The following is a 24,688-nucleotide window of genomic DNA, read 5'->3' on the forward strand; positions in this document are numbered from 1 at the left end:
GACAAAGCCGAAACGAGGAGGACTATTATGGCAACGTATATGGAAATGAGCAAAGAGGAACTGTTACAGGAAAAAGCAGAGTTGGAAGCACGCTTCCAGGAAATTAAGGAAAAAGGCTTACAATTAGATATGTCCCGTGGAAAACCTTCCGCAGCACAGTTAGACCTGGCTATGGGGATGATGGATGTTTTAAACAGCAGTTCTGACTTGAAATGCAGAGCGGGAGTTGATTGCAGAAACTATGGCGTATTGGACGGAATTCCGGAAGCACAGGAATTACTGGCTGATATGACAGAAGTACCGGCAAACCAGATTATTATCCACGGAAACTCCAGCCTGAACATTATGTTTGATACTATTGCCCGTTCCATGACTCACGGGGTTATGGGAAGTACTCCATGGTGTAAATTAGATAAAGTAAAATTCTTATGTCCGGTACCGGGATATGACAGACATTTCTTAATTACCGAATATTTCGGGATTGAAATGATCAACGTTCCCATGACGATGGATGGACCGGATATGGATATGGTAGAAAAGCTGGTAAGCGAAGATGAAGCGATCAAGGGTATCTGGTGTGTGCCAAAGTACTCTAATCCACAGGGCATTACCTATTCAGATGAAACAGTAAGAAGATTTGCACGTTTACAGCCGGCAGCAAAAGATTTTCGGATTTTCTGGGATAATGCATACGGCATCCACCATTTATATGATGACAAACAGGATAACCTGATTGAAATCCTGATGGAATGTAAAAAAGCAGGGAATCCGGATATGGTTTATAAATTCTGTTCCACTTCAAAAGTAAGTTTTCCGGGTTCCGGTGTGGCAGCAATTGCAGCATCTCCTGCAAACTTAGAAGCGATCAGAAGGCAGATGACAATTCAGACAATCGGACATGATAAATTAAACCAGTTAAGACATGTGCGTTACTTTAAAGATATTCACGGTATGGTTGAACACATGAAAAAACATGCAGACATTATGCGTCCGAAATTTGAAGCAGTAATTAACGGACTGGAATCGGAATTGGGTGGTTTAGAGATCGGAACCTGGATTCGTCCAAGAGGCGGATACTTCATTTCCTTTGATGCACTTCCGGGATGTGCTAAGGCAATCGTTGCTAAAGCAAAAGATGCCGGACTTGTTATGACAGGAGCAGGCGCAACCTTCCCATATGGAAAAGATCCTCAGGACAGCAATATCCGTATTGCACCTTCTTATCCTACTCCGGAAGAGCTGGCAGTGGCAACCGACATTTTCGTGCTCAGTGTAAAACTGGTAAGTATTGACAAAATATTGGAAAGTAAATAAGAATTATCCGGCTGCAGCCCCTGTATTACGGGCTGCGGCCTTTTCTTTGCAGCAGCGGCAGAAATTTTAAAAATTCCCGTTCTCTATATTAATATTTCCTGAAGTTTATTTACAAATGGCAGAGACGTGGTAGAATAAATGTAGCTATTCAGCAGGTCTGCGCATTTACTGCGCTGATCTTGAGAAAATATGGGGACAGCAGGCAAAAATTCCATCGCCATATGCGAATTTAAAATGGATTTTTGCTCATACCTGTGAAGATACTGAACAGGTACGGATAAATTGTGTATGCCACAAAAATGAACATGCAAAGGAAAATTAATATGAGAAAATCACGAAAGATGTTATTAATAGGCGCGATTATTTATGTGCTTGTCATGATTGCAATTTATATGGGGGTAAGTGTATATTTTATGAAACACTTTTTCCCGGGATCAATTATTAATGGAATTGACTGCTCCTCCAAGACAGTGGAAGAAGCAGAAAATATGATAGCGAATAAAGTGCAGGATTACAGTATCACCATAGTGGGGATGGATGGGAAAGAAGGAAGCATCAGCGGCGCACGTATGAACTTTGCCTATGTTGCAAACGGTCAGGTGCAGGCCCTCAAAGACAGCCAGAATCCTCTGGTGTGGCTGTATGCTTATTTTAATCCGGAGAGTTACAGCATGGTTGCCAAAACGACTTATGATAAGGAAGCACTTCGCAGCAGTATGGAAAAACTGGAATTTTTTGATGAGACAAAAATAGTAAAACCGGAAGATGCAAAGATTGTACAGGCCGGTACAGGTTACCGCGTTGAAAACGAGGTAGCGGGAAATGAACTGGATAAAGAAAAGGTATTTGAACTGCTGGTAAAAGCTGTGGACGAGGGTGATGCCAAACTGGATCTGGTTGAGAATGACTGTTATCTGAAACCTGCAGTTTATGCAACGGACGAGAGTCTGACAAAGAAAGTTGAAGTACTGAATAAGTATTCAAATATGACAGTTACATATGAGTTTGGAAGTGATCAGGAGGTTATCAGCAGCGATACGATCAACCAGTGGATGAGCCTGGATGTGAATAATAATATTACCTTCAATGAAAGCGAAGTCAGTGATTATGTGGATCGTCTGGCAGATGATTATGATACCTATGGACGTTCCCAGCCTTTTAAAACATCCCGCGGGGAGCATGTCACCATTCAGAATGTTACCTACGGATGGCAGATCGACCGGGATGGAGAAAAAAAGGAATTGATGAATATATTAAAGGAAGGGAAATCGGTTTCCCGTGAGCCTGTTTATGCACAGACTGCCTTCGCAAGGGGAGAAAATGATATCGGGGATACCTATGTAGAAATTGATTACAATTTCCAGCATATGTGGTATTATAAGAACGGAAACCTCGTAATAGATACAGATGTGGTTACGGGTAACACTTCCAAAAACTATGATTCTCCGATTGGAGTTTTTACGCTTCAGGATAAAGAACGGGATGCAACACTTGTGGGAGAGGACTACAGGACTCCGGTAAGTTACTGGATGCCATATTACAACGGCGTGGGAATTCACGATGCCAACTGGCAGCCTGTGTTTGGCGGGGACTGGTATAAGACCCACGGATCCCACGGGTGCATTAATACGCCGATTAATATTGTATCTGTCATCTATGACAATATAGAAGTAGGTACACCGATTATCTGCTATCAGGGTTCAACAGCGGCACCGCCTAATACTCCGGTTACGCCGGTTGCTCCGGAGACGAATACACCACAGAGTGAAAGTAATACGTCCCAGAGTGAAACAAATAAACCGGACGGCGAGACAAACAAACCTGGAAGCGAAACGAACACACCGGAAAGTGAAACGACTGCACCCCAAAGTGAGAATACACCTCAGACGGATATTCCTTCTCCGGAAAATCCAGACAGTCCGGATGGCGAAGAGTAGAAAAGGAAGAAAAAGTCTCAGAATAAGGGGACAGAGCAGCACTGTAAAGATGTCCAAAATGAGATGGTTCTGAAAATAGAACATAGTAAGAAGAATCATATTAGAATTATGCCGGGATGAAGTCGGCGGGTTGAATGAAAAGAATTGAGTATCAGGAGGAAGCATATGAATATTGTAGTACTGGCAGGTGGAATCAGTACGGAGAGAGAAATCTCTATCGTATCAGGTACAAAAGTGTGTGAAGCTTTGAGAGAAAAAGGACACCGTGCTATTTTACTGGATGTGTTTTTTGGAAATACAGGGCTGCAGGCAGACTGTGCGTTTACGGAAGCATATGATGTAAATGCGGCTGCAGCATATATGAGAAGTTTTGACAGTAAACTGGAAGAGGCTGTTAAAACTCAGAAGGAATTTTTCGGGCCGATGGTTCTGGAGCTCTGTAAAGCAGCGGATGTAGTCTTTCTGGCGCTTCATGGAGAAAATGGAGAAAATGGGAAAGTTCAGGCAGCATTTGACCTGCTGGGAATTACTTATACCGGCAGCGGATATCTGGGCAGTGCACTGGCTATGGACAAGGGAATTTCAAAACAATTGTTCCTGGAAAACGGAGTCCCCACACCCAAAAGTGTGATGCTGAAAAAGGCAGAGGGAATGAAACAACCGGAAACAATTGGAATTTGCCTTCCCTGTGTGGTTAAGACCTGCTGCGGCGGTTCCAGTGTAGGCGTTTATATTGCAAATACCCGGGAAGAATATGAGCAGGCGGTAAAGAATGCTTTTCACTATGAAGATGAAATTATCATTGAGACCTATGTAAAGGGCAGGGAATTCTCTATAGGTGTTGTGGATGGTGAAGCGTATCCCATCATCGAGATTGCCCCGATACAGGGCTTCTATGATTACAAAAATAAATATGAGGCAGGCAGTACCATTGAAACCTGTCCGGCGGAACTTGCTGGAGATCTTACGAAAAAAATGCAGGATTATGCGGTGATGGCATATCATGTATTGCGGCTTGAAAATTATGCCAGGGTTGATTTCCTGATGGATGAGAGCAATAACATGTACTGTCTGGAAGCAAACACCCTGCCGGGAATGACGCCTACCAGTCTTCTTCCACAGGAAGCCGGTGCTCTCGGGATGTCATTTGCGGATCTGTGTGAAAAGCTGATTGAAGTATCATTAAAGAAATAGAAACCGGATTGCAGCTGCTTCTTTACGCAGTATGGTAAGCCGGCATAGATGCATGGGAAGGTTGGTAAATGAGATGAAAAATATGTCTTTAAGTCAGATTGCAAAAGCATGTCAGGGCATATATTACGGAGATAAAGACAAGAGTGAAACTGAGGTTACCAGCATTACAACAGACAGCCGTAAAGCAGAAGACGGCTGTCTGTTTGTTGCGGTAAAGGGGGAACGGGCAGACGGACATCGATTCCTTCCCCAGGTATTTGAAAAAGGAGCCCTTGGTGCATTGGTGGAAGTAAAACCGGAGAATCAGCCAGGTCCTTACATTCTGGTAGATTCGACTCTGCAGGCGGTAAAAGATATTGCGGAGTATTACAGACAGCAGCTGCCTGTGAAAGTGGTTGGTATTACCGGAAGTGTTGGCAAGACCAGCACAAAGGAAATAATAGCTTCTGTATTGGCTGAAAAATATAAGGTCCTGAAGACTCTTGGTAATTTTAATAATGAGCTGGGTCTGCCTCTGACCGTATTCCGGTTAAGAGAGGAACATGAGATTGCAGTTCTGGAAATGGGAATCAGTGACTTTGGAGAAATGCACAGACTGAGTAAAGTGGCAAAGCCGGATATCTGTGTACTGACAAACATTGGACTGTGCCATCTGGAATTTTTAAAAAGCAGAGATGGGATACTGAAAGCAAAGTCTGAGATTTTTGATTATATTGCCGAAGATGGAAAGATTATCTTAAACGGAGATGATGATAAACTTGCCACGATCAATGAAATAAAGGGGATTACCCCAATATTCTTTGGTGTTGAAAGCGGCAGGGAAGTCTATGCAGATCACATTATTCCACGAGGTCTTAAGGGTATCCAGTGTGAGATCCACGCCGGAGGGGAAAGCTTTCAGGCAGTTGTGCCAATTCCCGGATACCATATGGTGTTAAATGCACTGGCAGCCACAGCGGTGGGAAGAACCCTGGGGCTTAGCATGGAGGAAATTAAAACAGGGATTGAGAAGTTAGAATCTCTTGGCGGCAGATTCCATATTATTGAGACAGATACCATCACTATCGTGGATGACTGTTATAATGCCAGTCCATCCTCCATGAAAGCATCTTTAGACGTATTAAAAGATGCACAACAGAGGAAAGCTGCAATCCTGGGCGATATGTTTGAGCTTGGGGAAGATGCTGCACTCCTCCACGCAGACGTGGGCGCATATGCGGCAGAACATAAAATTGATCTCCTGATCTGTGTGGGAGAAATGAGTAAGAATATGGCGCAGGCTGCTAAGGAAGCGGGCGGCTGCCAGGAGGTGGTCTATGCAGAAAACCTGGATTGCCTGACAGAAGTCCTGCCGGGATTGATTAAAAAGGGTGATACGGTACTGGTTAAGGCTTCTCATGGAATGCATTTTGAAAATGTAGTAGAAAAGCTGTGCGAGCTGTAGAGTATGTTTGAAAATTTACATCGTTAAACTGGGATGGAAAGCAGAAAGACTTCTGTAACCCGCAGACAGGCAGTTTCCGTAACAGGAAGCGCCTGGCCGGACAGAAGGCTTTCTGCTTTTATATTTCGATAAATAATGATACCGGTAAGATATGATTTCTGGTTGTGTAAACAGATTTTACCAACTATAATAAAAAGAAAACCAAAGTATAGCAGGAGGATTCTATGAAAAAGAATATCATGATACCCGATACAGACCTGAGTGTGCTGCCCCTGGGGCTGGGTACAGCTACAGCCGGGTTGAACTTTGACGGACAGGAAGCAGACAGGCTTTTTGATACGTTTTTATATCTGGGCGGAAATATGATCGATACGGCAAGAGTGTATTCTGACTGGGTTAAGCCGGAGACGGGAAGAAGTGAAAGAGTGATCGGAGAATGGATTCACAGAAGTAAGAAGAGACATGAGACGGTAATTGTGACCAAAGGCGGTCATCCGGATATGACGGTGGAAAAGCCTGACTTACATCTAAGCCGTATGGGCAAAGGGGAAATGCGCCATGATCTGGAAGCTTCATTAAGAGCTTTGCAGACAGATTACATAGATCTTTATTTTTATCACCGGGATGATACAAATCAGTCGGTGGAAGAATTGACAGAGGTAATGGAACAGTTTGTGAGAGAGGGGAAAATCCGTTATTATGGCTGTTCTAACTGGTCCGCCAAACGTATGCAAGAGGCGGATGCATATTGTAAAAAGATGGGATATCGGGGATTTGCTGCAAATCAGGCACTTTATAATCTGGGATCTTGTTTTATGAAACCATTGCCGGATGATACGATGGTGAAAGTGGATGAGGAAATGTTGTCTTATCACAAGGAGAATGCCAATAATGTACTGATGCCTTATATGGGTGTCTGCGGGGGATTCTTCCACAAGTATATAACCCAGGGTGCAGAAGCAGTAAAGGACAGTCCTTATTTTGTAAAAGAAAATGTGGAGATGGCAGAGCGGGTAAAATTACTTACCGGAAAATACAGCGCTACTGTTTCCCAGGTTGTATTGGGCTTTTTTACACAGCAGGACACTTTTTGTGTGCCGCTCTATGGGCCAAAGAACATAGCCCAGATTGAAGAGGCTGTTGGGATGTTGGATATTGCGTTTGAAAAGGCAGATTTTTTGTAAGGGGGGGGTTTTTTGAAAGAGAAAAAATTATTACAGTATATCGGTAAATTTACACAGACGGCAGCACTTTCCCTATTTTTCTTATCGGCTGTTTCACTGACAGCGTTTGCTGAGAATGAGACGCCGGAAAGACTGGGCAGTGACCAGAAACCGGAAATTTCTGATATGGGGCATATCCCAAGCGGAATTGACCAGCAGTTTTATAATTATGAGGGGAGAAGCAGACGCAGGACCAGATCTGTTTTGCCACAGCAGTTTGATCTGCGGCAGCAGGCGTTGGCTTCCCCTGTCAAGAACCAGAGTCCCTGGGGCAGCTGCTGGGCATTTGGGACACTTTCTGCTATGGAAAGTTCTGTTATGGTACAGGCAAGTGGGAGTAGAAGTACGAATGCAGAAATCCCGGACTATTCAGAAAGACATCTGACCTGGTTTTCCTATCAGCAGCAGGAAGGGGAAGGAATTATTTCCTCAAAGGGACAGCCTTTTGACGTAGGAGGAAACCGTCAGATAGCTACCGGACTTTTGTCTTCCTGGGCAGGCGTGGAGTTGGAATCGCAAGTGCCCTACCTGACAGGAAAATCACAGGTCTGGTCGGTGGATAAGGAAAAACTTTACGATTCCGCTGGACATCTGCAAAATGCAGATTTTCTTCCCGGAACGGCTGTTTTTGATAACTTTGCTGCAAAGAGCGGATATAGGCTGGACCGGGATGCAGTTAATACAATAAAAAAGGCTCTGATGAATAACGGGGCAGTGGATGTATCGTATTATGCAGATCAGAGCAGACCGGATCAGACTTCGGTCAATGGCACTTATATTAACAATAAAACTTATGCTCAGTATACGGATCAGTATTTAACAGCCAATCATGAGGTATCCATAGTAGGGTGGGATGATGACTATTCAGCAGACAATTTTCTGCCGAACCGCCGTCCTCCGGGAAACGGAGCGTGGATCGTGAAAAATAGCTGGGGCAAAAACTGGGGAAATGAAGGCTGTTTTTATTTGTCTTATTATGACCAGTCTGTCTGTGAATTCACCAGTTTTTATCTGGATCTGCCGGATAATGAGGGAAATTACCGGTATGATCACAATTATCAGTATGATTTTTTAGGAATGAAAAGCGTTTATGGTATATTGAGATATCCTCAAAGTAAGGTGATGGTTGCAAACGTATTTACAGCGGGGGCATACGAAACATTAAAGGCTGTTTCCGCAGTTACCACAGAGCCAGGATCAGAGGTCCGGATTCAGGTTTATAAAAATCCTGAGGGGGATAATCCACAGAGTGGAATGCTTGTGGCAGAACAGACAGAAACCGTTTCCTATGGAGGATACCATACCTTAGAATTAGAGAAACCTCTTCTTCTGCAGACGGGCGACCAGTTTTCCGTGGTACAGTTAATCACCGGAGATAAGGGAAGCTACGTACCTCTGGAACTTGCATCTACGTCACCTGTGTTCGGAGGTGAAGCTTTTACGAATGCTAAGGTAGAGAAAGGGCAAAGTTTCTGGAATCAGGGAAATGGCTGGACGGATTTAGCCGAAAATCCATATAAAAGTAACAATGTGTATTCCGGAAATGTTATGATCAAAGCATTTACAGTAGATAATGCAGTTACCGCCAGGGTAAAGTCGGTTACGGTTGACAGCCTGGATTCCCGTATGCAGGAAATCGAAAGCGGAATCAGTGCAGAAGTGTCGGATTCACAGGAAGTTCAGATTACCTTGCCGCCTGCTTCTGCATTTGTAAGGATACATCCGGTTTTGGAAGATCAGGGTGAAGTTGAAATACAGATAGACGATCAGATTTATAATGGGGAGGATGCAATTCCCAGATCGGCTTTCGAGGATAAAATTGTAACGGTTGTGGGAAAAGGCCAGTCCGGCAGCATCTGCTACAAGTATCGGTTTACTGTCCCGGATACGGTATTAACGGATAACGGGGTGACATTGACTGACAGCCGCAGTTATCTGCCAAAAGATGTGAATTTCAGCGCACGGGTCTGTGATATGGAAGAAGGAATCTATGATGAGATCCGTGAGAGCCTGAGCAGGATGGGGGGCAGATTATTTACTGTTTATGCAATCAGTACTACCGCAGACGGAAATGAAATTTCTTTATCCAGTGAAGAAAATGTCGTGCTGCATTTTCCAAAGCCTCTGGAATATGAGGAGGACAGAACCAGGCTATTTGCGGTAAGGGTTACGGAGGATCGTCTCCTGACCGAGATTTCTGATATGGAAGATGGCCTTCAGGCGCCGGTAAATCACATTGGAAATGCTTACTATGTTGTGGCTGAAACGAAAAAAAGCGCACAAAATCCACCTGCACAGGCTGAAATCGCTAAGTTACCGGATGCAGTGACGGATTATAGTATTGTGGTGAAAGTTGTGTATGGGCAGGAGTATTCCATTGACAATGGAGGAAACTGGAAGATGGCTGAACAGACAGAAGGCGGATTTAGCGGACTGTTTGAAGGATTACTCCCTGGTACAGATTATCAGGTAATTACGAGATTTGCTGAAACAGAGGATACCGCTGCCAGCAAACCGTCCGTTCCTCTGCATGTGCGAACCAAGAATGCGCCGCCTCAGGCACCGGACGCACCGGCTGTCCTGGAAAGGCTGGACAGGAAAATTACGGTTCAGACAGTGCCGGGGCAGGAATATGCCATTAAGCTGTCAGCGGAAGATAATTACGGGGAATGGCAGGCAGAAGGCATTTTTGAAGGACTGAACCCGGAAACGGAATATGATATCATAGCCAGAATCTGTGAAACGGATACTGCCATGGCAAGCAGTGCAGGTAATCCGGCACAGGCAAGAACAAAGGCGGAGCCGCCGGCTGCTGTGGAAAAACCGCAGTTATTATATGCAACGGATAATAGTATAACAGTCCAGGCAAGACCGGGGCAAGAATATATATTAATAGGCCAAGTAAGTGGGGAAGAGGTCATAGATGTGTTATCAAGTGCAGGAGATGATGCTTTAAATGCTGCTGCAAATAACCCGGAGGATTTCATAAATGATGGTGCAAACTGGCAGGAATCTGGAATTTTTACAGGGTTACAGCCGGAGACGGAATATCTGATCTTTGCAAGGAAATCGGGAACAGAGACGGAAATGCCCGGAAAAGTGAGCGAAGGGCTAGTGGCAGAGACCAGGAAAGTGGCGCCAGATGCAGTTTCTGCGCCTGTAGTGATAAAACGTACAGATATATCTGTGGAAGTGGAAACCCAGCCAGGCCAGGAATACAGTATAAAAGTTTCGGGGGAAACGGAGTTTGCCCAATGGCAGGACAGCGGATTATTCGAAAGACTGGAACCTGGAACTGAGTATGAGATTGCCACACGCATAGCAGAAACCGCGGCAGGAAATACCAGTGAAGTATTGTCCTTGCGAACGAAAGATAGTGCGCCCCAAGCGCCAGCGGCACCGGAAGCAGCCCAGCGATTGGATCACAGCATTATAGTAAATACAGTACCGGGGCAGGTCTATGCGATTACAACAGAAAGCAGCATAAATGGGGATGCACTCATTTGGCAGAGCAGCGGAATATTTGAACGATTGGAAGATCAGGCATGGTACTATATTTTTACAAAGCAGGCAGAGACCGATACAGTGATGGAAAGTGCTGTCAGCGAACCTTTAATAGTTCTTACGCTGCAGTCTTCGGCAGAAGCGCCGGATGTACCGCAGCTGAAATCTGCAGGAAGTGACTTTATAACAATAAAGGAAATGAGCGGTCAGGAGTATTCCATTAACGAAGGCAAGAACTGGCAGCGGGGCAGTACGTTCAGCGGACTTGTACCAAATCGTATCTACCGGGTTATAACCAGGGTATGCAGGACAGCAAACAAAATGGAAAGTCCGGTAAGCCAGGCATTGGATGTGAGAACTGACAAACGTAATGCCGTGGCGCCTGCGGCGCCCGTATCTATAGGAATAACGGAGACTGCGGTTACCATAAGAACGGTGAATGGTCTGGAATACTCCATTGATGGAGGAAAAAGGTGGCAGAACGGCGGTGTATTCTCAGGTCTGAAGCCTAATACAAATTATCGGGTTCATGCTAGGTCGAAAGAAAATGAAATTTATAAAGCGAGTCCATTAAGTCAGGTTTTGTCAGTTACCACAAAAAAGATTTCGGAATTTCAGGTTATCCTGAATGGTAACGGAGGCAAGACAGACAGATCGTCCTTTAAGGCAAAAAATGGGAACCGTTACGGCAGTCTGCCAACCCCAAAGAAATCCAAATATGCATTTAAAGGGTGGTATACAGCGAAAACAGGAGGAAAGAAAATAACTTCAGGTTCCGTAGTATCACTTCAAAAGAAGCAGACGCTGTATGCACATTGGTCAAAGGTAAGCACTACCAGGGTAAGTTCCATTAAACTGTCCAATTCAAAGAAAAGGCAGCTGGCTGTAAAAATAAAGGATGTGAAGGGAGCAGGCGGATATCAGATCTGTTATGCAGAAAATGCATCTTTCAAAAAGAGCAGAAAATCATTAAACACGACGAAAACAAGCAAGAAAATCAGTAAGCTGAAAAAGGGCAGAACCTATTACGTAAAAGTCCGGGCTTATAAAAAGGATTCTTGCGGTAAGAAAATCTATGGAAAGTACAGTAAAGTAAAAAAGATTGTGATAAAAAAATAGAAGGTATTCCAGTAGTCTTTGGAACTAATGTGCAGATATTCCGATCTGTCCATAACGGTATAATCAAATGCCCGTATGGAACGATTGGAATATCTGCACTTTTTTCAGTTGTTTTTAGCAACAAATCGATGTTTTTCTTTATTCGATTTTAATTTATGAACTTCTGTGCCGTACTGTCAAAGAGTCCCAGGTCTGTTAGGCGGATTTCCGGAATTACCGGAAGTGCCATAAAGGACAGTGTTATAAATGGGTCAAAATATTCGGGGATACCCATTTCATGTGCAAGTTTTAACATTTTGGAAGTGATTTCACTGGTAACTTTTCCGGAAGCGGTGCTCATAAGACCAAATAAAGGAAGGGGCAGAGATGACAGGACCTTGCCCTTTGAAGCGATTACATATCCCCCCTGAATCTGTTTTAAATGGTTTATGGCGGCGGCAAGATCCTGGTCATTGTCTCCGGCGGCTATAATATTATGACTGTCATGAGCTACGGTGGTGGCAATTGCCCCATCTCTAATTCCAAAGCCTTTTAAGGGGGCAATGGCGATATTTCCGGTTCCCCTGTGCCTTTCCACAACGCATAGCTTCGTATAGCCGTCTCCCGGACAGAAGAGTCCGTCTTTGGCTGGAACCTGAGCGATTACATTTTTAGTAAGGATCTGGTGTGGAACCATTTCAATAACATGCATGTCTTCTTTACAGGGCAGTGCTAACTGTGAGGTAGTAATTTCCTGGAAATGTACGGTATGCAGCAGGTCTTCGGGAATGGGAATGTCTTCTAACTGCTCCATCCACTGAGGGGTCACCAGGCGCCCGTCTTTATATACGGAGGATACCGCAAAATTTTCCAGGTCATCCAGAATCAGCAGGTCTGCATGGTATCCTGGAGCTATGGCTCCGTAACCGGTAAGACCGTAGGTTCTGGCCGTATGTATGCTTGCCATGGCAATGGCAGCAGCAGGTTTCAGGCCAAGGGCAATGCTTCGGCGTACACAGTGGCTGATATGGCCTTCTTTCCAGATATCCTCCAGATGCTTATCATCGGTGCACAGGAGAAATTGATCCAATGGCAGCTGGCTTTGTACCAATCCGGGGATGATGCCGTCTATATTTTTGGCAGCACTGCCTTCCCGTACCAGAATTTTCATGCCCGCCCGGCATTTTGCCAGAGCTTCTTCAAAATGTACGCATTCATGATCTGTCGCGATTCCGGCACATGCATAGGTCTGAATTTCCTGCCCGGAAAGTCCCGGCGCATGTCCATCTGCTGTTTTTTCTTTAGCCAGCTCTAATTTTTCAAAGATGGAGGCATCCCCTGATAGTACCTGGGGAAAGCACATAACTTCGCCCAGCCCTAACACACGGGGATGATGGATATAAGTATGAATATCTTCGGCTTCAAATTTGGCACCATTTGTCTCAAATGGTGTTGCAGGTACCGAAGAGGGAAGCATAACGAATAAATTTACCGGCAGCTTTGCGGCGGCTTTCAGCAGATAGTCAATAGCTTTGCTTCCACATACGTTTACCATTTCATGGGGATCTGCAATAAGCGTTGTAGTTCCATCCGGCAAAACAGATTTTGTCATTTCGCAGGGGGTTACCATGGAGCTTTCGATATGCAGATGGGCATCCATTAACCCCGGACAGAGATACTTTCCACTGCAGTCGATTTCACTGCTTCCGTGATAAGAGCCAATGCCCACAATCATGCCCTGGTAAACAGCCACATCTGCAGCATAAATCTCCTGAGTAATTACATTAATAATTTTTCCGTTTTTAAAGACTGTATCAGCCGGGATCCTGCCGGAAGCAGCCTCGCATAAGGTTTGTTTTGATGTCATAATTAGAAACCTTTCCTGAATTATATTTGGTTTTTCTTAGGCGGAATTACCGTTTACAGGCGCCTGTGAACAGTAATACGATTCTTTTGTAACAGTCTAACACAGAGATTATTCTGTTGCAAGTTGAAGGAGCTTTCTGCTATAATGATTACACAAACGAAGGAGGAAAAACATGGATACGAAGAAATTTTTAGAAATTTGTGCAAGAGGAAAAACAGGTCCTGCAGTGGAAAAAGATGATTGGGATCTGGACTACATCATCGACGGAGTAAGGGATTTGGTTGAGGATTATGACTTTAGCTGGGATAAACAAGTCATTATTCCAAATGATGAAAAACTGTTGGATGATATGTTCGAAGCAGCAAAAAAACTGATCGTAGATCTTGGTATTTACAATATGAGTACAAAGCGGATCATTCATTTTGAAAAAGAAGAGATTGAAGAAGGTCTGAGAAATATGAAGACCGAGCTGGTAATGGGGGAAGGCAAAGATGCGGTAACTTTGAAAGCCCGAAAAATAGAAGATGAATCCTTACCGGTTGTATGGGCAGGAAACCCGGGATGTCCGACACCGGAATCCTTATATTATCCCATTATTTTAAGTGCTGCAAAGGAGCCGGTCATTGACCTTTTGACTTGCGGATCATTAGTAGATGTAGATGGTTATGCGGTAACCAGCGGTGATGTAACGGAAGTAGTGGCAGTGCGCCGCGAAATGGAATATCTTCACAAAGCCCTTAAGGAAGTCGGAAGAGAAGGAATGGGGCTTTTAGCGGCAGAAAGTGCTGTTACAGAAGTTGGAGATTATGCGGCAGTTGGAGAAAAGCGTCTTCGTCCATGCGATTCCCATCTGGTTGCAATGTTTAATGAATTAATGATTGATAACGGTAATTTAGTACGTGCAGCAAATTCACTGGACTATGGAATGAAGAATGCATCCCTGGCATGTACCATGGTTGGTGGTCTTGCAGGGGATGCTCCGGGAGCAACGATTGTCATGCTGGCATCCATAATGGCAGCGAATCTGGTCTGTATGGCGGATTATCATCTCTGTCATCCGATCCATATCCAGGATGTGGCAACCACAGCAAGAGGCTGTCTGTGGCTCCAGTCTGTACTCTGCCAGACATTTGCCAAGAATGCTCCGGCAATTATAGTATGCGATCTTTGGCCAAGCAGCGGCGCTATGACAAAAGAACTGTTGTATGAAGTAGCCGCAAATACAATCGTGGTTACCGTCAGCGGCGGGCATCTGGAAGGACTGGGATCTGCAAATGGAAATAAACCAAACGGAACCGGGCTGGAAGTGCGCCTTATGGGTGAAGTGGGCAAAGCGGTTGCAAAACAAAAGATGACGCGTGAAGAGGCAAATGAAATTGTATTAAAACTGCTGGATAAATATGAGCATGTATTCCGTATGGAAGACGGAAACTGCGGAAAGCCATTTAATGAAGCATATGATATGGAGACAATTACCCCGCTTCCGGAATGGCTGGCAATGTATGAGGAAGTAAGAGCAGAACTTACAGAAATGGGTATTCAGTTTTAGAATAAATGGATGAGTTGTATTGAACTTTGATAAAAGAATAAAGGACAAAAGAGAGAGGAAAGAAAAATGAATACAAAAGCAATGCGCTTATTTAAGGCAGAAGATGTAGGCGGCGTAGTTTATTCTTTCGTGGGAAACCTGGTCAATTACATTATTATAATTTACGCATTACAGGGTATTGGATGGACAGATGATATCATCTATGGCAGAGTGGTTCCGGGATTGTCCATCGGACTTATGGCCAGCGGTTTTATCTATGCCTATATGGGCAGAAAACTGGCAAAGAGAACAGGAAGAACAGATGTCACCGCACTACCTTCCGGTGTATCCACTCCGGCGATGTTCGTCTATCTGTATGGAGTTATTTATCCGCTTCATTATGCTGGGCTGTCACCGGAAGAATGTTGGACAGCAGCAGTTGCAGCTTGTTTCCTGGGAGGATTTATTGAGTTAATCGGAGGATTTGTCGGACCGTATATCAGAAGAATTATTCCCAGAGCAGCTATGCTTGGTGCAGTTGCGGGAATTGGTCTCGTATGGATGGCAACGGTTGGTTTATTTGAGGTTTATCATGATCCCGTATTGGGAATGCCGGTTCTTATCATTGCAATTATCGGTTTAATCGGCGGTTATGTATTTAAGAAGAAGATCCCTATGCTTTTGGTATCCGTGGTCTTTGGTGTGGTGTACGCTATCTGTCTTGGAAGAGTACAGATTGACACCTCTACAGTCGGAGTAGTACTTCCATATTTCTCCGGAGCAAATATACTGGCCGGATTTAAACTGATTGTGCCGTATCTGGGAGTTATTATCCCAATTGAAGTATATAACTTTATCGAAACCATGGATAACGTGGAATCCGCCATTGCAGCAGGAGATGACTACAATGTGGGACATGCGCAGATTGCGGATGGGTGCTGTACGATGTTATCTGCATTGTTTGGTGGAATCATACCCAATACAGTATGGCTGGGTCACCCGGGTCTGAAGAAAAGCGGAACAGGAACCGGATATTCATGGGTTACCGGAGTACTGTTTGGAGCATCTGCGCTGTTTGGCGTTTACGGATTCTTCAATTCTCTGATGCCTGCAGTGATAGCATCCATAACCTTCTTATGGTGTGCAATTCTGATGGTAGTCCAGTCCAGCACAGATGTGCCTAGAAGACACGGCGCTGCAGTTGCCATTGCACTGATTCCGCATATAGCGGACGTTTTGTATACATATGTACGAGATGCCTTAGGTTCTTTTGGAATCTTTTTGGAAGATACCCTTACGATGAACAGCAGTGATACGGTTTCTCAGACCATGCTGAATTACGGAGTCACCTGGCATGGTGTTGCAGCAATGCGACATGGGGCAATTCTTACTAGTATACTCTGGGCAACGGTTGTGGTATTCATCATTGACAGAAGACTGGATAAGGCAGGATATGCACTTATCATAGCATCCATACTGTCGTTCTTTGGATTTATGCATGCCCCAATGCTGGGATTTGGGATCGATACAATGTCCTTCCCGTATGCTGTAGGGTATCTGATCTGCGCTGTAATCTGCTTTATTTTCCATTTTACCCACAAGAAGCTGATGGATGTGCCGCGCAGATATGATTACGTATAGGAGGAAATTAGAATGGATGTTAAGTGTGTCAGAGTATTAAGACCTTATGAAAAAGCAGATGATAAGAAAAAAGTGATTTATATTGATGAGGATGCAAAGTATTCGCTGATGAAAGAATGGGGAGATAAAGTATTTATCAAAGGACGCAATGATGTCAGGGACGTAGAAATCCAGCCCCTAAAAGAACTGGATCAAAACGGTTTTATTGCCCGGGCAGGACAGCAGTTAATTGATGAGCTTTATATTGAGTATGGGGAAGAAGTCATGATTATATAAGTGTATTTTATGAGGGAGCAGCGATTGAGCTGCTCCTGCTTTTATATATGTGCCAAAATTTTTATATACGTGCCAAATATTTTTCCCATTCTTCCAGCGGGCTGCCAAAGTCTTGTTTCAGTTTTATATTCGCTTGCAGAGCATCCGCCTCCGGCGGTGAAAGAAGCTGAAATACTTCCGGATATTCCGCATCCCAGAAACATTCTTTTAAAACTTCTTCCAGGTCGCTCAGGGAATGGATCTGTTCCCGTATCATCCCGATCTTATCGGAAAGATACCGGCATTCCTGCATCTCTTCAATGAATAACCGCAGTTTTTCATCATCCATCATTTCGCCATCTTCAAATTCAGATACAGGTACAGTCACGTCAACAGACCGTGAAACAAAGACATGGCCGATTTGACCTAATTGGATATATTGATATAGGGATTCCTGGAATAATTCCAGTGCACAGGAAAGAAAGGAAACCAGTTCATCTTCTTTTTCCAGGGAAAGTTCCAGGATTAAATGCGCAAGTGCTGTCCGTAAAAGACGTTTTAGCTGTACCTTGGTAAAAGCGGATAAATGGCGGTAAAGCCTGGATCTGATCCGTGGGTGGATGTCCAGCATATAAACGCTGGTATTGCATAATACACAGCCGATCGCATTTTGAAATACAATCTGAAAAATGTTAACCAGAAGATTTTCAAAATCACTATGGTAGCCCCGCAGTACCTCCCTGATAACAGATACAGAAAAATAAGATAAAAAGGTTTCTTCCAAATGAAATCTGTGCAGATATTCTGCTATAAAATCAATTCCTGTCAGTCCCTCTATTTCTAAACAGAGGGGATAATCAATGGAGCCGGGGCTTAGATGTGCTCCAAAATAAACATCATAATCATGGAAGAATGGAGGAATACCGGTTAAGATGGTCCGTTTGTAAACATCGTTTTCGATAGGAAGTAAATGTGCCTGTATATGTTCCAGCAGGTACCGTGACTCATCCAGTAACTGCTGTTTGTGTTTCAAACCGGATGAAAAACGCTCCTCGACAGACTCTGTTCCTGTTATAAGATTCATAGAGGAAGCATTTGTATCTTCCAGACAATACAAAATAGAAAGAAGAATCTGCCTGGCAGTTTCGTTTGTAACAGAGGTACTTTCAGCACTGGTATATTTTCGAACCCTTTTTGCAAGAAGGGGAAGCACTTCTTCCAGGGTGACATCAGAGGGGAATTGGCTTTTATTCATCAAATTGTCCTTTCCATCCTTTTCGGATTTTACGGCAGAAATGATTCAGGCAGGTGTCTTCCAGGTATTCCAGTGAACCTTCGCATTCGCCTTCAAAGTGTACTTTCATATAATGAAGAAGGTCGTCATCACTTAATTCATCGAGAGACTCATTTTTGTACAGGTAAAAAATATTCTGAAGTGATATAAGAGTATCCAGATAATTGTCCTGATAAATGTAAGAAGAGTCACAAAATTCATAGATCAGTTTTGGAAGAATACCACCCTCAAATTCAATACGTCCAAATTCTGTCAGTACTTCTCTGCGGCATTCCATAAGCTGTGCAGCATCTTCTTCCGAGAGCGCAATACCAAACTGCTGAGTGTATTGGTTACAGGATACCAGGTTAGTGAGAAAATTTTTTTTATCGGCATTTAACAGGAGTGAAGTCAGTGCGGATTCATTCATAAGAATATCCTTTCTATTTATAAAGTTCGGAGGGAGAGTATTCCCACCGAAATTGACAGGTATATAATATATACACCCTTAGAATTGTAACTGCAAGACTTGAAAAAATCGCGATTTTGTGGTAATATAATAGCAGAAAAACTATAAAAAAGTGTCCGTTTGGGGCACTTTTTTACTTTAAAATAAAATACCGGAAAGTAGAAAGGAAGTATTGCAGGATGTATCCTGCAGCACTGGGTGAGTATCAAGATGAAATATGACTGCCTGATAGTAGATGATGAGGAAGCACTTGCTGACAGTACCTGTGAATACTTTAATATGTTTGATGTGAAAACAGCGGTTGTTTATACAAAAAGCCAATGTATGGAATTTTTTGGAGAGAATCAGGCGGAGATGATTCTTCTGGATATCAGTCTGGGGAATGATTCTGGATTTGCATTGTGTAAAGAGCTCAGGGAAAAAATACAGGTTCCTATTTTGTTTATCAGTGCCAGAACCAGCGATGATGATGTGCTGATAGCTTTAAATATCGGTGGAGATGACTATATAAAAAAACCATATTCACTCAGTATTCTCCTGGCGAAGGTAAAGGCGGTACTTCGGCGTCAGAAGCTGTCAAATGTCAGAGATTTGTTTGAGGACAGAGGTCTGGTTGTGGACTTTAAAACTTCCAGGGCCAGTTTAGATGGTACGCTATTAAAATTAAAGACAATGGAATATCAGCTGTTAGAATATCTGGTACAGAATGCAAACCGCATTATTCCAAAAGAAGAACTGTTCCGAAAGGTCTGGAAAGATGCTATAACCGGAGATGGAACACTAAACGTGCACATACGAAGGATACGTGAGAAGATAGAAGAAAATCCTAATGACCCCAAACGAATAAAAACAATCTGGGGAACGGGATACGTATATGAGGAGGAGTATCGTGATTAATAAAGGATTCATAGCGGTGACAGCAGCATTCCTTGTCATGATGGCGGGGTTTATGTTTTGGACGGCGACAGATGCCAAAGTGCAGAACCTGGATATTACTGCCGTGAATGATGTTGTAATGCAGGCAGCAGATCATTGGGATGAATTACTACAGGGAAGAAGCCGACAGGCTGTAAACCATGCCTATTCTTTTGCATTTTCCATATTTGACAGGGACGGGAAGATTCTGATGGCGACAGAAAAGGGGCTGTCAGAGAACCTGTCAATGTCGATTATTAATCGGGATACTATCGTGGATATCGAAAAAGATGGGGTGTTACTTGGCAAGGCAGTATTTCATAATAATTCTCAAGAATTTCTAAAATCAAAAACAGAACAATTTCTTTTATGCGGCGTGATTTTGATTTGCGGCATTCTGTTCTGCATCGTAATATATTATTGGTATCTGAGAAAGGAATTATTTGTACCATTTCAGAAAATGGAGTATTTTGCAAGAAATATAGCAAGAGGGGATTTCAATGTTCCGCTGGAAATGGATCATACAAATTTATTTGGAGCATTTACAGAAAGTTTTGATCTGATGCGTGAAGAATTAAAAAGGGCGAAGGAAAATGAGCGTCAGGCAAATCAAAGTAAAAAAGAGCTGGTTGCATCATTAAGTCATGATATTAAGACTCCGGTAGCTTCCATTCAAGCCATATCTGAGCTGATGCTGGCATTCCAAAGAAGCGATAAAGAGAAGAAACAGTTGGAAACAATCGGACAAAAAGCTGAACAGATCAATCAACTGATTACAAATTTATTTCAGGCAACTATGGAGGAATTAGAGAAGCTGAAAGTGGAAACTTTAGAAATGGGCAGCCAGATTCTGAGTTCTTATATAGCGGCAGCTGATTACAATCATCTGGCTGATCTGAAATCTATCCCGGAATGCATGATCGCAGCTGATCCACTACGGCTTCAGCAGGTGATCGATAATGTAATGAACAATTCCTATAAATATGCTAATACCTCTATTGAGATTTCTGCTTTCTGTGAGGAGAATTATCTGAGAGTATGTTTCCGGGATTTTGGAAAAGGAGCAGCGAAAGAGGATTTACCATTACTATTTGAAAAGTTCTACCGGGGCAGAAATACTGCAGAGATAAACGGAGCAGGACTGGGGCTGTATTTAGCCCGGTATTTTATGGAACAGATGGGGGGCAGTATCAACTGCGAAAACCGGGAAGATGGCTTTGTGGTTACCCTGTTTGTAAGACTTGCAGGAAAAGAGCAGTTCACGTATTAATTATCAAACCATTCTGCGGGTGAAGAATTAACGTAATGGGAATGGAATTCAAGAATACGGTATTCTTGTATGCCATGTATTTTAAAAGGCTCTTGAGATAAATACTTTTCAATTTTTTCTTTTGAATCGGATTTCATAATAAATACACCGCCGCTCATATCGGTTTTCAGCCCGGACAGTAATGTTGTTCCTTCATCCATTGCTTTTTGTGTATATGCCATATGTTCTTTCATTATATCATCTGTCATTTTATCTGCATCTAGTATCATTCCTTCGATCATAAAATATTTCATGTTGTTTTCCTCCTGAATTTATATTTTCTTCAATTATATACCTGGCTCGTGGAAAATAAAAGGGGGGTAGTAAGCTGAGTAAGGGGAGTGTGCGTTATTGTCAGGATTTTAAGTTTTAAGGATTGGTTAAGAATCAGCTAAAGACGCGCTAAGAATTTTCTGTGTAAAATAGGATTATGATAACAAATAATCTTATTTATACCGGCATGTATTTGTCTGAAAGAGGAGAGAAAATGGGAGAAACAATATTAACTACCAATAAATTGTGCAAGACGTTTTCAAATGAAGGGGTCCAGCAGCATGTACTGAGAAATTTGGATATCAGTTTTGAGAAAGGGGATTTTACCGTAATTATGGGCGCATCCGGAGCTGGTAAATCCACGCTTTTGTATGCGTTATCCGGTATGGATAAACCAACCCTTGGAGACATCTATTATGGAAATACGAAAATTTCGGGCTACAGCAATGACAAACTTGCTGTTTTCAGGCGCAGACACTGTGGGTTTGTTTTTCAGCAGATTTATCTTCTGGAGAATATGAGTGTGTTGGATAATGTTATGGCAGTTGGACTATTGGCTGACAAAAATAAAAAGGAAGTATCGGGAAGGGGAAAAGAACTGCTAAAGCAGGTAGGACTGGATAAAAATTCATGGAAGAAGTTTCCTTCTCAATTATCGGGCGGAGAAGCGCAGAGAGTAGGAATTGTCAGAGCTCTTATTAATAAGCCGGAGATTGTGTTTGCGGATGAACCTACAGGCGCACTTAATTCTGCCCATGGGAAAGCAGTTCTGGATACCTTTACCAATTGTCACCAGGAAGGGCAGAGCATTATCATGGTGACACATGATCTGCGTTCAGCACTGAGAGGAAATCGCATTATTTATCTGAAGGACGGCATCATTTGCGGAGAATGCCGATTAACGGATTATGATGAAGTTGATCAAAACAGGATTGGAATACTGCGTGATTTTCTGGAAGAAATGGGGTGGTAAGATGGATACTGCAGAAATGTTAATGAAATCTTACCTGAAAAAGAGCAAAGGCCAGATGTTGTCGTTGTTCCTATTGATTGTAATTGCAGTTACCATTTTAAATACGGGAGCATTGGTATTTTTTAATTATCAGCAATCTTTTCTTAACAGAATGGAAGCGCTGAATGGAGCGCATTTTATGGCGGCATTGGCTGAAAGCGATGATCAGGATAAGAATATTGAGTTTATCCGGAATTATAAGGGGGTAAACCAGGTAGAGACACAGAAAGCTCTGATTTTTCCGGGAGCATCGCTTCCCTATGCAGACAGCAGGCTGGAACAGGTTTTTCTGATTACAAGTCTGAGAGAGCAAAGAAACATATCAAAACTTCATATTATGGAGGAAGATACATCTATACAGAACGGAATATACCTTCCTTATATTATGAAAACAGGAGGATATCATAAAATAGGGGAACCTTTTGATATTCAGTTTAACCACAAGAGCTATTTATTTACTATAGCAGGATTTATAGAAGATGTGTCCCTCACAAGTTCCATTAACTTAGGTGGAATTGGAGCGTACTTAAAAGAACCGGATTTTGATAAACTGCAGGAGGATTCGAAAGAATGGAATAACCTTGGGACGCTGGTTTCAGCAAGAATGGAAGACTATCGCGATTCTGTGAATCTGACTTCTGACTTTAAGAAACAGCTGTCGGGAATGCAGCGTCTGGAAGGTACGGCTATGAACTTCTGGTGTCAGGATGCGGTATTGGGGGTACGTGCGAGGACTTTGACCTCCAACATCGGTGGGTCAATCATGATTAGCTTTGCGCTTATTATTGTGTTGATCAGCATGGTGGTAATCCGATTCCGGATTATTAATATGATTGAAGAAGATATGAAAAATGTAGGTGTTTTAAAAGCGCTGGGCTACACCAGCAGACAGATTGTAATTTCCTTTGTCCTGCAATTTGCTCTTATTGGAAGTATAGGCGCTGTGCTGGGCGTATCAGCATCTTATGGTGTTTTGCCCTTGATTAATGAGTTGTTTTCTGCACAGACAGGAATTGTATGGCACCAGGGATTCCACGCAGCCATTAGCAGCATCGTTTTTGTATTTATCATCATTATGACTGGCAGTATTGCATTTTTTGCTTCTGGCAGAATCAACCACCTGCATCCGATTATTGCCATCCGGGGTGGAATAGCGACTCACAGTTTTCGAAATAATGTTATTCCATTGGATACTTCGAAAGGAACCCTAAATCTTATGTTAGCCGTTAAGAACACGCTGCAGAATACCAAAAAGAATATTATGATTGGGATCATCATTTCATTTTTGACCTTCGTAGCATTGTTTGCATGGACGATGTATTATAATATAGCATTAGAAAAAAGTGCATTTTTAAATATTATAGGAGCAGAAATGGCAGATTTGATGGTTGTACTGCCAGACAATGAAAAAGTGGAATCTTTCCCAAAAAAGATTCGGGAAATGGATAATGTAAGAAAAACATTCTATTTTGATACCCTTAGTACCCTTGTAAATGGTATGGACTGTATGACCACTGTGATAGAAGATTTTAATATGGTGGAAAACAATACAATTTATAAAGGACGTTATCCCAAACATGACAATGAAGTGGCAATGGGTGCGCTATTGGCAGAGGTTCTTGTGAAAGATATTGGAGATACCATAACGGTAGAGACCGGAAATGAGCATAAAGAATTTCTGGTTACTGGGCTGACACAGGGATCTAACTTTCTCGGTATGGATATAATGATAACGAAGGCGGGAATTGAAAAAATTCTGCCGTCATTTAACCAGAGTAATCTGTACGTATATTTGAATCAAAGTGATGAAGGGGCAATGGAGGACTTCCAAAATGAAATCAATAAAATTTACGGAGAAGAAGAAATATCACTGACGAAAAATAAAGAAGTTATGTTCAGTGTGATCAATATATACTCCACTATGACAACGATTATAGCGATTGGTATTTTGTGTACCACAGTACTGGTTATTACACTGGTGTTGTATCTGATTATAAGGATGATGATTACCAGGCAAAAGCGGTATTACGGAATTCAAAAGTCCATCGGATTTACCACGGGTCAGATCATCAGACAGATTACATTCAGCTTAATGCCTCCAATTGTAATTGGTGCAGCAGCGGGAGGAATTATCAGCATGCTGGCTATGAACCGGGTTATCTCTGTACTATTCAAAAGCCTGGGGGTTATGAATGCGCATTTTATTATCCAGCCACTGGGGGTTACAGGAATTATAGCGGGTATTATTGCGGTAAGTTATGTATTGGGATATTTGATCGCAGGCAGAATACGCAAGATCACTCCTTATAGCTTAATAACGGAGTAAATCTGATTGTATTTCAAAGTAAATGGGATCTGAATAAAAATAAAATTTACAGTTCTCCAATACTTATGGTATGATAGAGATATAATTTGGCAGAGACATTAGTATT

General features: G+C 42.8%; 17 protein-coding genes. 13 read left to right on the forward strand and 4 right to left on the reverse strand.

The features are described from left to right. Positions 1-27: 27 nt before the first annotated feature. The 6 genes from QR40_RS07175 (at position 28) to QR40_RS07200 (ending at position 11,735) form a co-directional block, all read left to right on the forward strand. Positions 28-1,314 carry an aspartate aminotransferase type Ic gene (locus tag QR40_RS07175; RefSeq protein ID WP_027293068.1) on the forward strand — a complete coding sequence of 429 codons (1,287 nt, stop codon included), beginning with the start codon at positions 28-30 and terminating at the stop codon, positions 1,312-1,314. 323 nt (positions 1,315-1,637) lie between these two features. Further along, complete coding sequence (locus QR40_RS07180) at positions 1,638-3,251, forward strand: L,D-transpeptidase family protein (protein WP_052377723.1); 1,614 nt, start codon at positions 1,638-1,640, stop codon at positions 3,249-3,251. A gap of 165 nt (positions 3,252-3,416) precedes the next feature. After that, the gene (locus tag QR40_RS07185; protein ID WP_044294125.1) at positions 3,417-4,445 is read left to right on the forward strand and encodes a D-alanine--D-alanine ligase family protein; all 1,029 of its coding nucleotides are present in this window, start codon (positions 3,417-3,419) and stop codon (positions 4,443-4,445) included. A 73-nt stretch (positions 4,446-4,518) separates the two neighbouring features. After that, positions 4,519-5,889: a UDP-N-acetylmuramoyl-tripeptide--D-alanyl-D-alanine ligase gene (locus tag QR40_RS07190; protein ID WP_044294413.1), complete on the forward strand. Its 1,371-nt coding sequence runs from the start codon at positions 4,519-4,521 to the stop codon at positions 5,887-5,889. Positions 5,890-6,113: 224 nt separating this feature from the next. After that, a complete protein-coding gene (locus tag QR40_RS07195; RefSeq protein ID WP_044294127.1) occupies positions 6,114-7,073 on the forward strand; it encodes an aldo/keto reductase in 960 nt (319 codons plus the stop codon). Positions 7,074-7,085: 12 nt separating this feature from the next. Continuing rightward, entirely contained in the window at positions 7,086-11,735 is a 4,650-nt protein-coding gene (locus tag QR40_RS07200; RefSeq protein WP_044294129.1) for a lectin like domain-containing protein, read from the forward strand. Between the two features lie 148 nt (positions 11,736-11,883). Here the strand turns inward: QR40_RS07200 and ade are convergent, their stop codons facing one another. Continuing rightward, positions 11,884-13,581: an adenine deaminase gene (gene ade / locus QR40_RS07205; RefSeq protein WP_044294131.1), complete on the reverse strand. Its 1,698-nt coding sequence runs from the start codon at positions 13,579-13,581 to the stop codon at positions 11,884-11,886. 172 nt (positions 13,582-13,753) lie between these two features. Here ade and QR40_RS07210 point away from each other — a divergent pair, with 172 nt between their 5' ends. From QR40_RS07210 to QR40_RS07220, 3 genes are all read left to right on the forward strand, one after another. After that, positions 13,754-15,130, forward strand: a complete 1,377-nt coding sequence (locus tag QR40_RS07210; protein WP_027293074.1) for a monomethylamine:corrinoid methyltransferase — start codon at positions 13,754-13,756, stop codon at positions 15,128-15,130. A gap of 66 nt (positions 15,131-15,196) precedes the next feature. Beyond that, on the forward strand, positions 15,197-16,750 hold the full coding sequence (locus QR40_RS07215; RefSeq protein WP_044294132.1) for a hypothetical protein: 1,554 nt from the start codon (positions 15,197-15,199) through the stop codon (positions 16,748-16,750). 12 nt (positions 16,751-16,762) lie between these two features. Continuing rightward, positions 16,763-17,026: a hypothetical protein gene (locus QR40_RS07220; protein WP_027293076.1), complete on the forward strand. Its 264-nt coding sequence runs from the start codon at positions 16,763-16,765 to the stop codon at positions 17,024-17,026. Between the two features lie 61 nt (positions 17,027-17,087). Here QR40_RS07220 and QR40_RS07225 read toward each other — a convergent pair whose 3' ends face one another. Next, the gene (locus QR40_RS07225; protein WP_044294134.1) at positions 17,088-18,260 is read right to left on the reverse strand and encodes a DUF6179 domain-containing protein; all 1,173 of its coding nucleotides are present in this window, start codon (positions 18,258-18,260) and stop codon (positions 17,088-17,090) included. After that, positions 18,253-18,708, reverse strand: coding sequence for a DUF6323 family protein (locus tag QR40_RS07230; RefSeq protein ID WP_052430735.1), 456 nt, complete (start codon positions 18,706-18,708; stop codon positions 18,253-18,255). The genes QR40_RS07225 and QR40_RS07230 overlap by 8 nt, the downstream gene beginning before the upstream one ends. A 237-nt stretch (positions 18,709-18,945) precedes the next feature. Between QR40_RS07230 and QR40_RS07235 the strand changes: the two genes are divergently transcribed. Beyond that, positions 18,946-19,644 carry a response regulator transcription factor gene (locus tag QR40_RS07235; RefSeq protein ID WP_330373682.1) on the forward strand — a complete coding sequence of 233 codons (699 nt, stop codon included), beginning with the start codon at positions 18,946-18,948 and terminating at the stop codon, positions 19,642-19,644. Beyond that, positions 19,637-20,932: a HAMP domain-containing sensor histidine kinase gene (locus QR40_RS07240; RefSeq protein ID WP_052430736.1), complete on the forward strand. Its 1,296-nt coding sequence runs from the start codon at positions 19,637-19,639 to the stop codon at positions 20,930-20,932. The genes QR40_RS07235 and QR40_RS07240 overlap by 8 nt, the downstream gene beginning before the upstream one ends. Here the strand turns inward: QR40_RS07240 and QR40_RS07245 are convergent. After that, positions 20,929-21,225 carry a YciI family protein gene (locus QR40_RS07245; protein ID WP_027293081.1) on the reverse strand — a complete coding sequence of 99 codons (297 nt, stop codon included), beginning with the start codon at positions 21,223-21,225 and terminating at the stop codon, positions 20,929-20,931. The two genes, QR40_RS07240 and QR40_RS07245, sit on opposite strands and share 4 nt — an antisense overlap. Before the next feature lie 233 nt (positions 21,226-21,458). Here QR40_RS07245 and QR40_RS07250 point away from each other — a divergent pair, with 233 nt between their 5' ends. Both QR40_RS07250 and QR40_RS07255 read left to right on the forward strand, forming a co-directional pair. Next, positions 21,459-22,217, forward strand: a complete 759-nt coding sequence (locus QR40_RS07250) for an ABC transporter ATP-binding protein (protein WP_044294137.1) — start codon at positions 21,459-21,461, stop codon at positions 22,215-22,217. Further along, a complete protein-coding gene (locus QR40_RS07255) occupies positions 22,153-24,582 on the forward strand; it encodes an ABC transporter permease (RefSeq protein WP_081998816.1) in 2,430 nt (809 codons plus the stop codon). Before QR40_RS07250 ends, QR40_RS07255 begins: the two co-directional genes overlap by 65 nt. The last annotated feature ends 106 nt before the right edge of the window (positions 24,583-24,688 follow it).

The sequence above is a fragment of the Robinsoniella peoriensis genome (assembly GCF_000797495.1).
Lineage (GTDB): Bacteria > Bacillota > Clostridia > Lachnospirales > Lachnospiraceae > Robinsoniella > Robinsoniella peoriensis.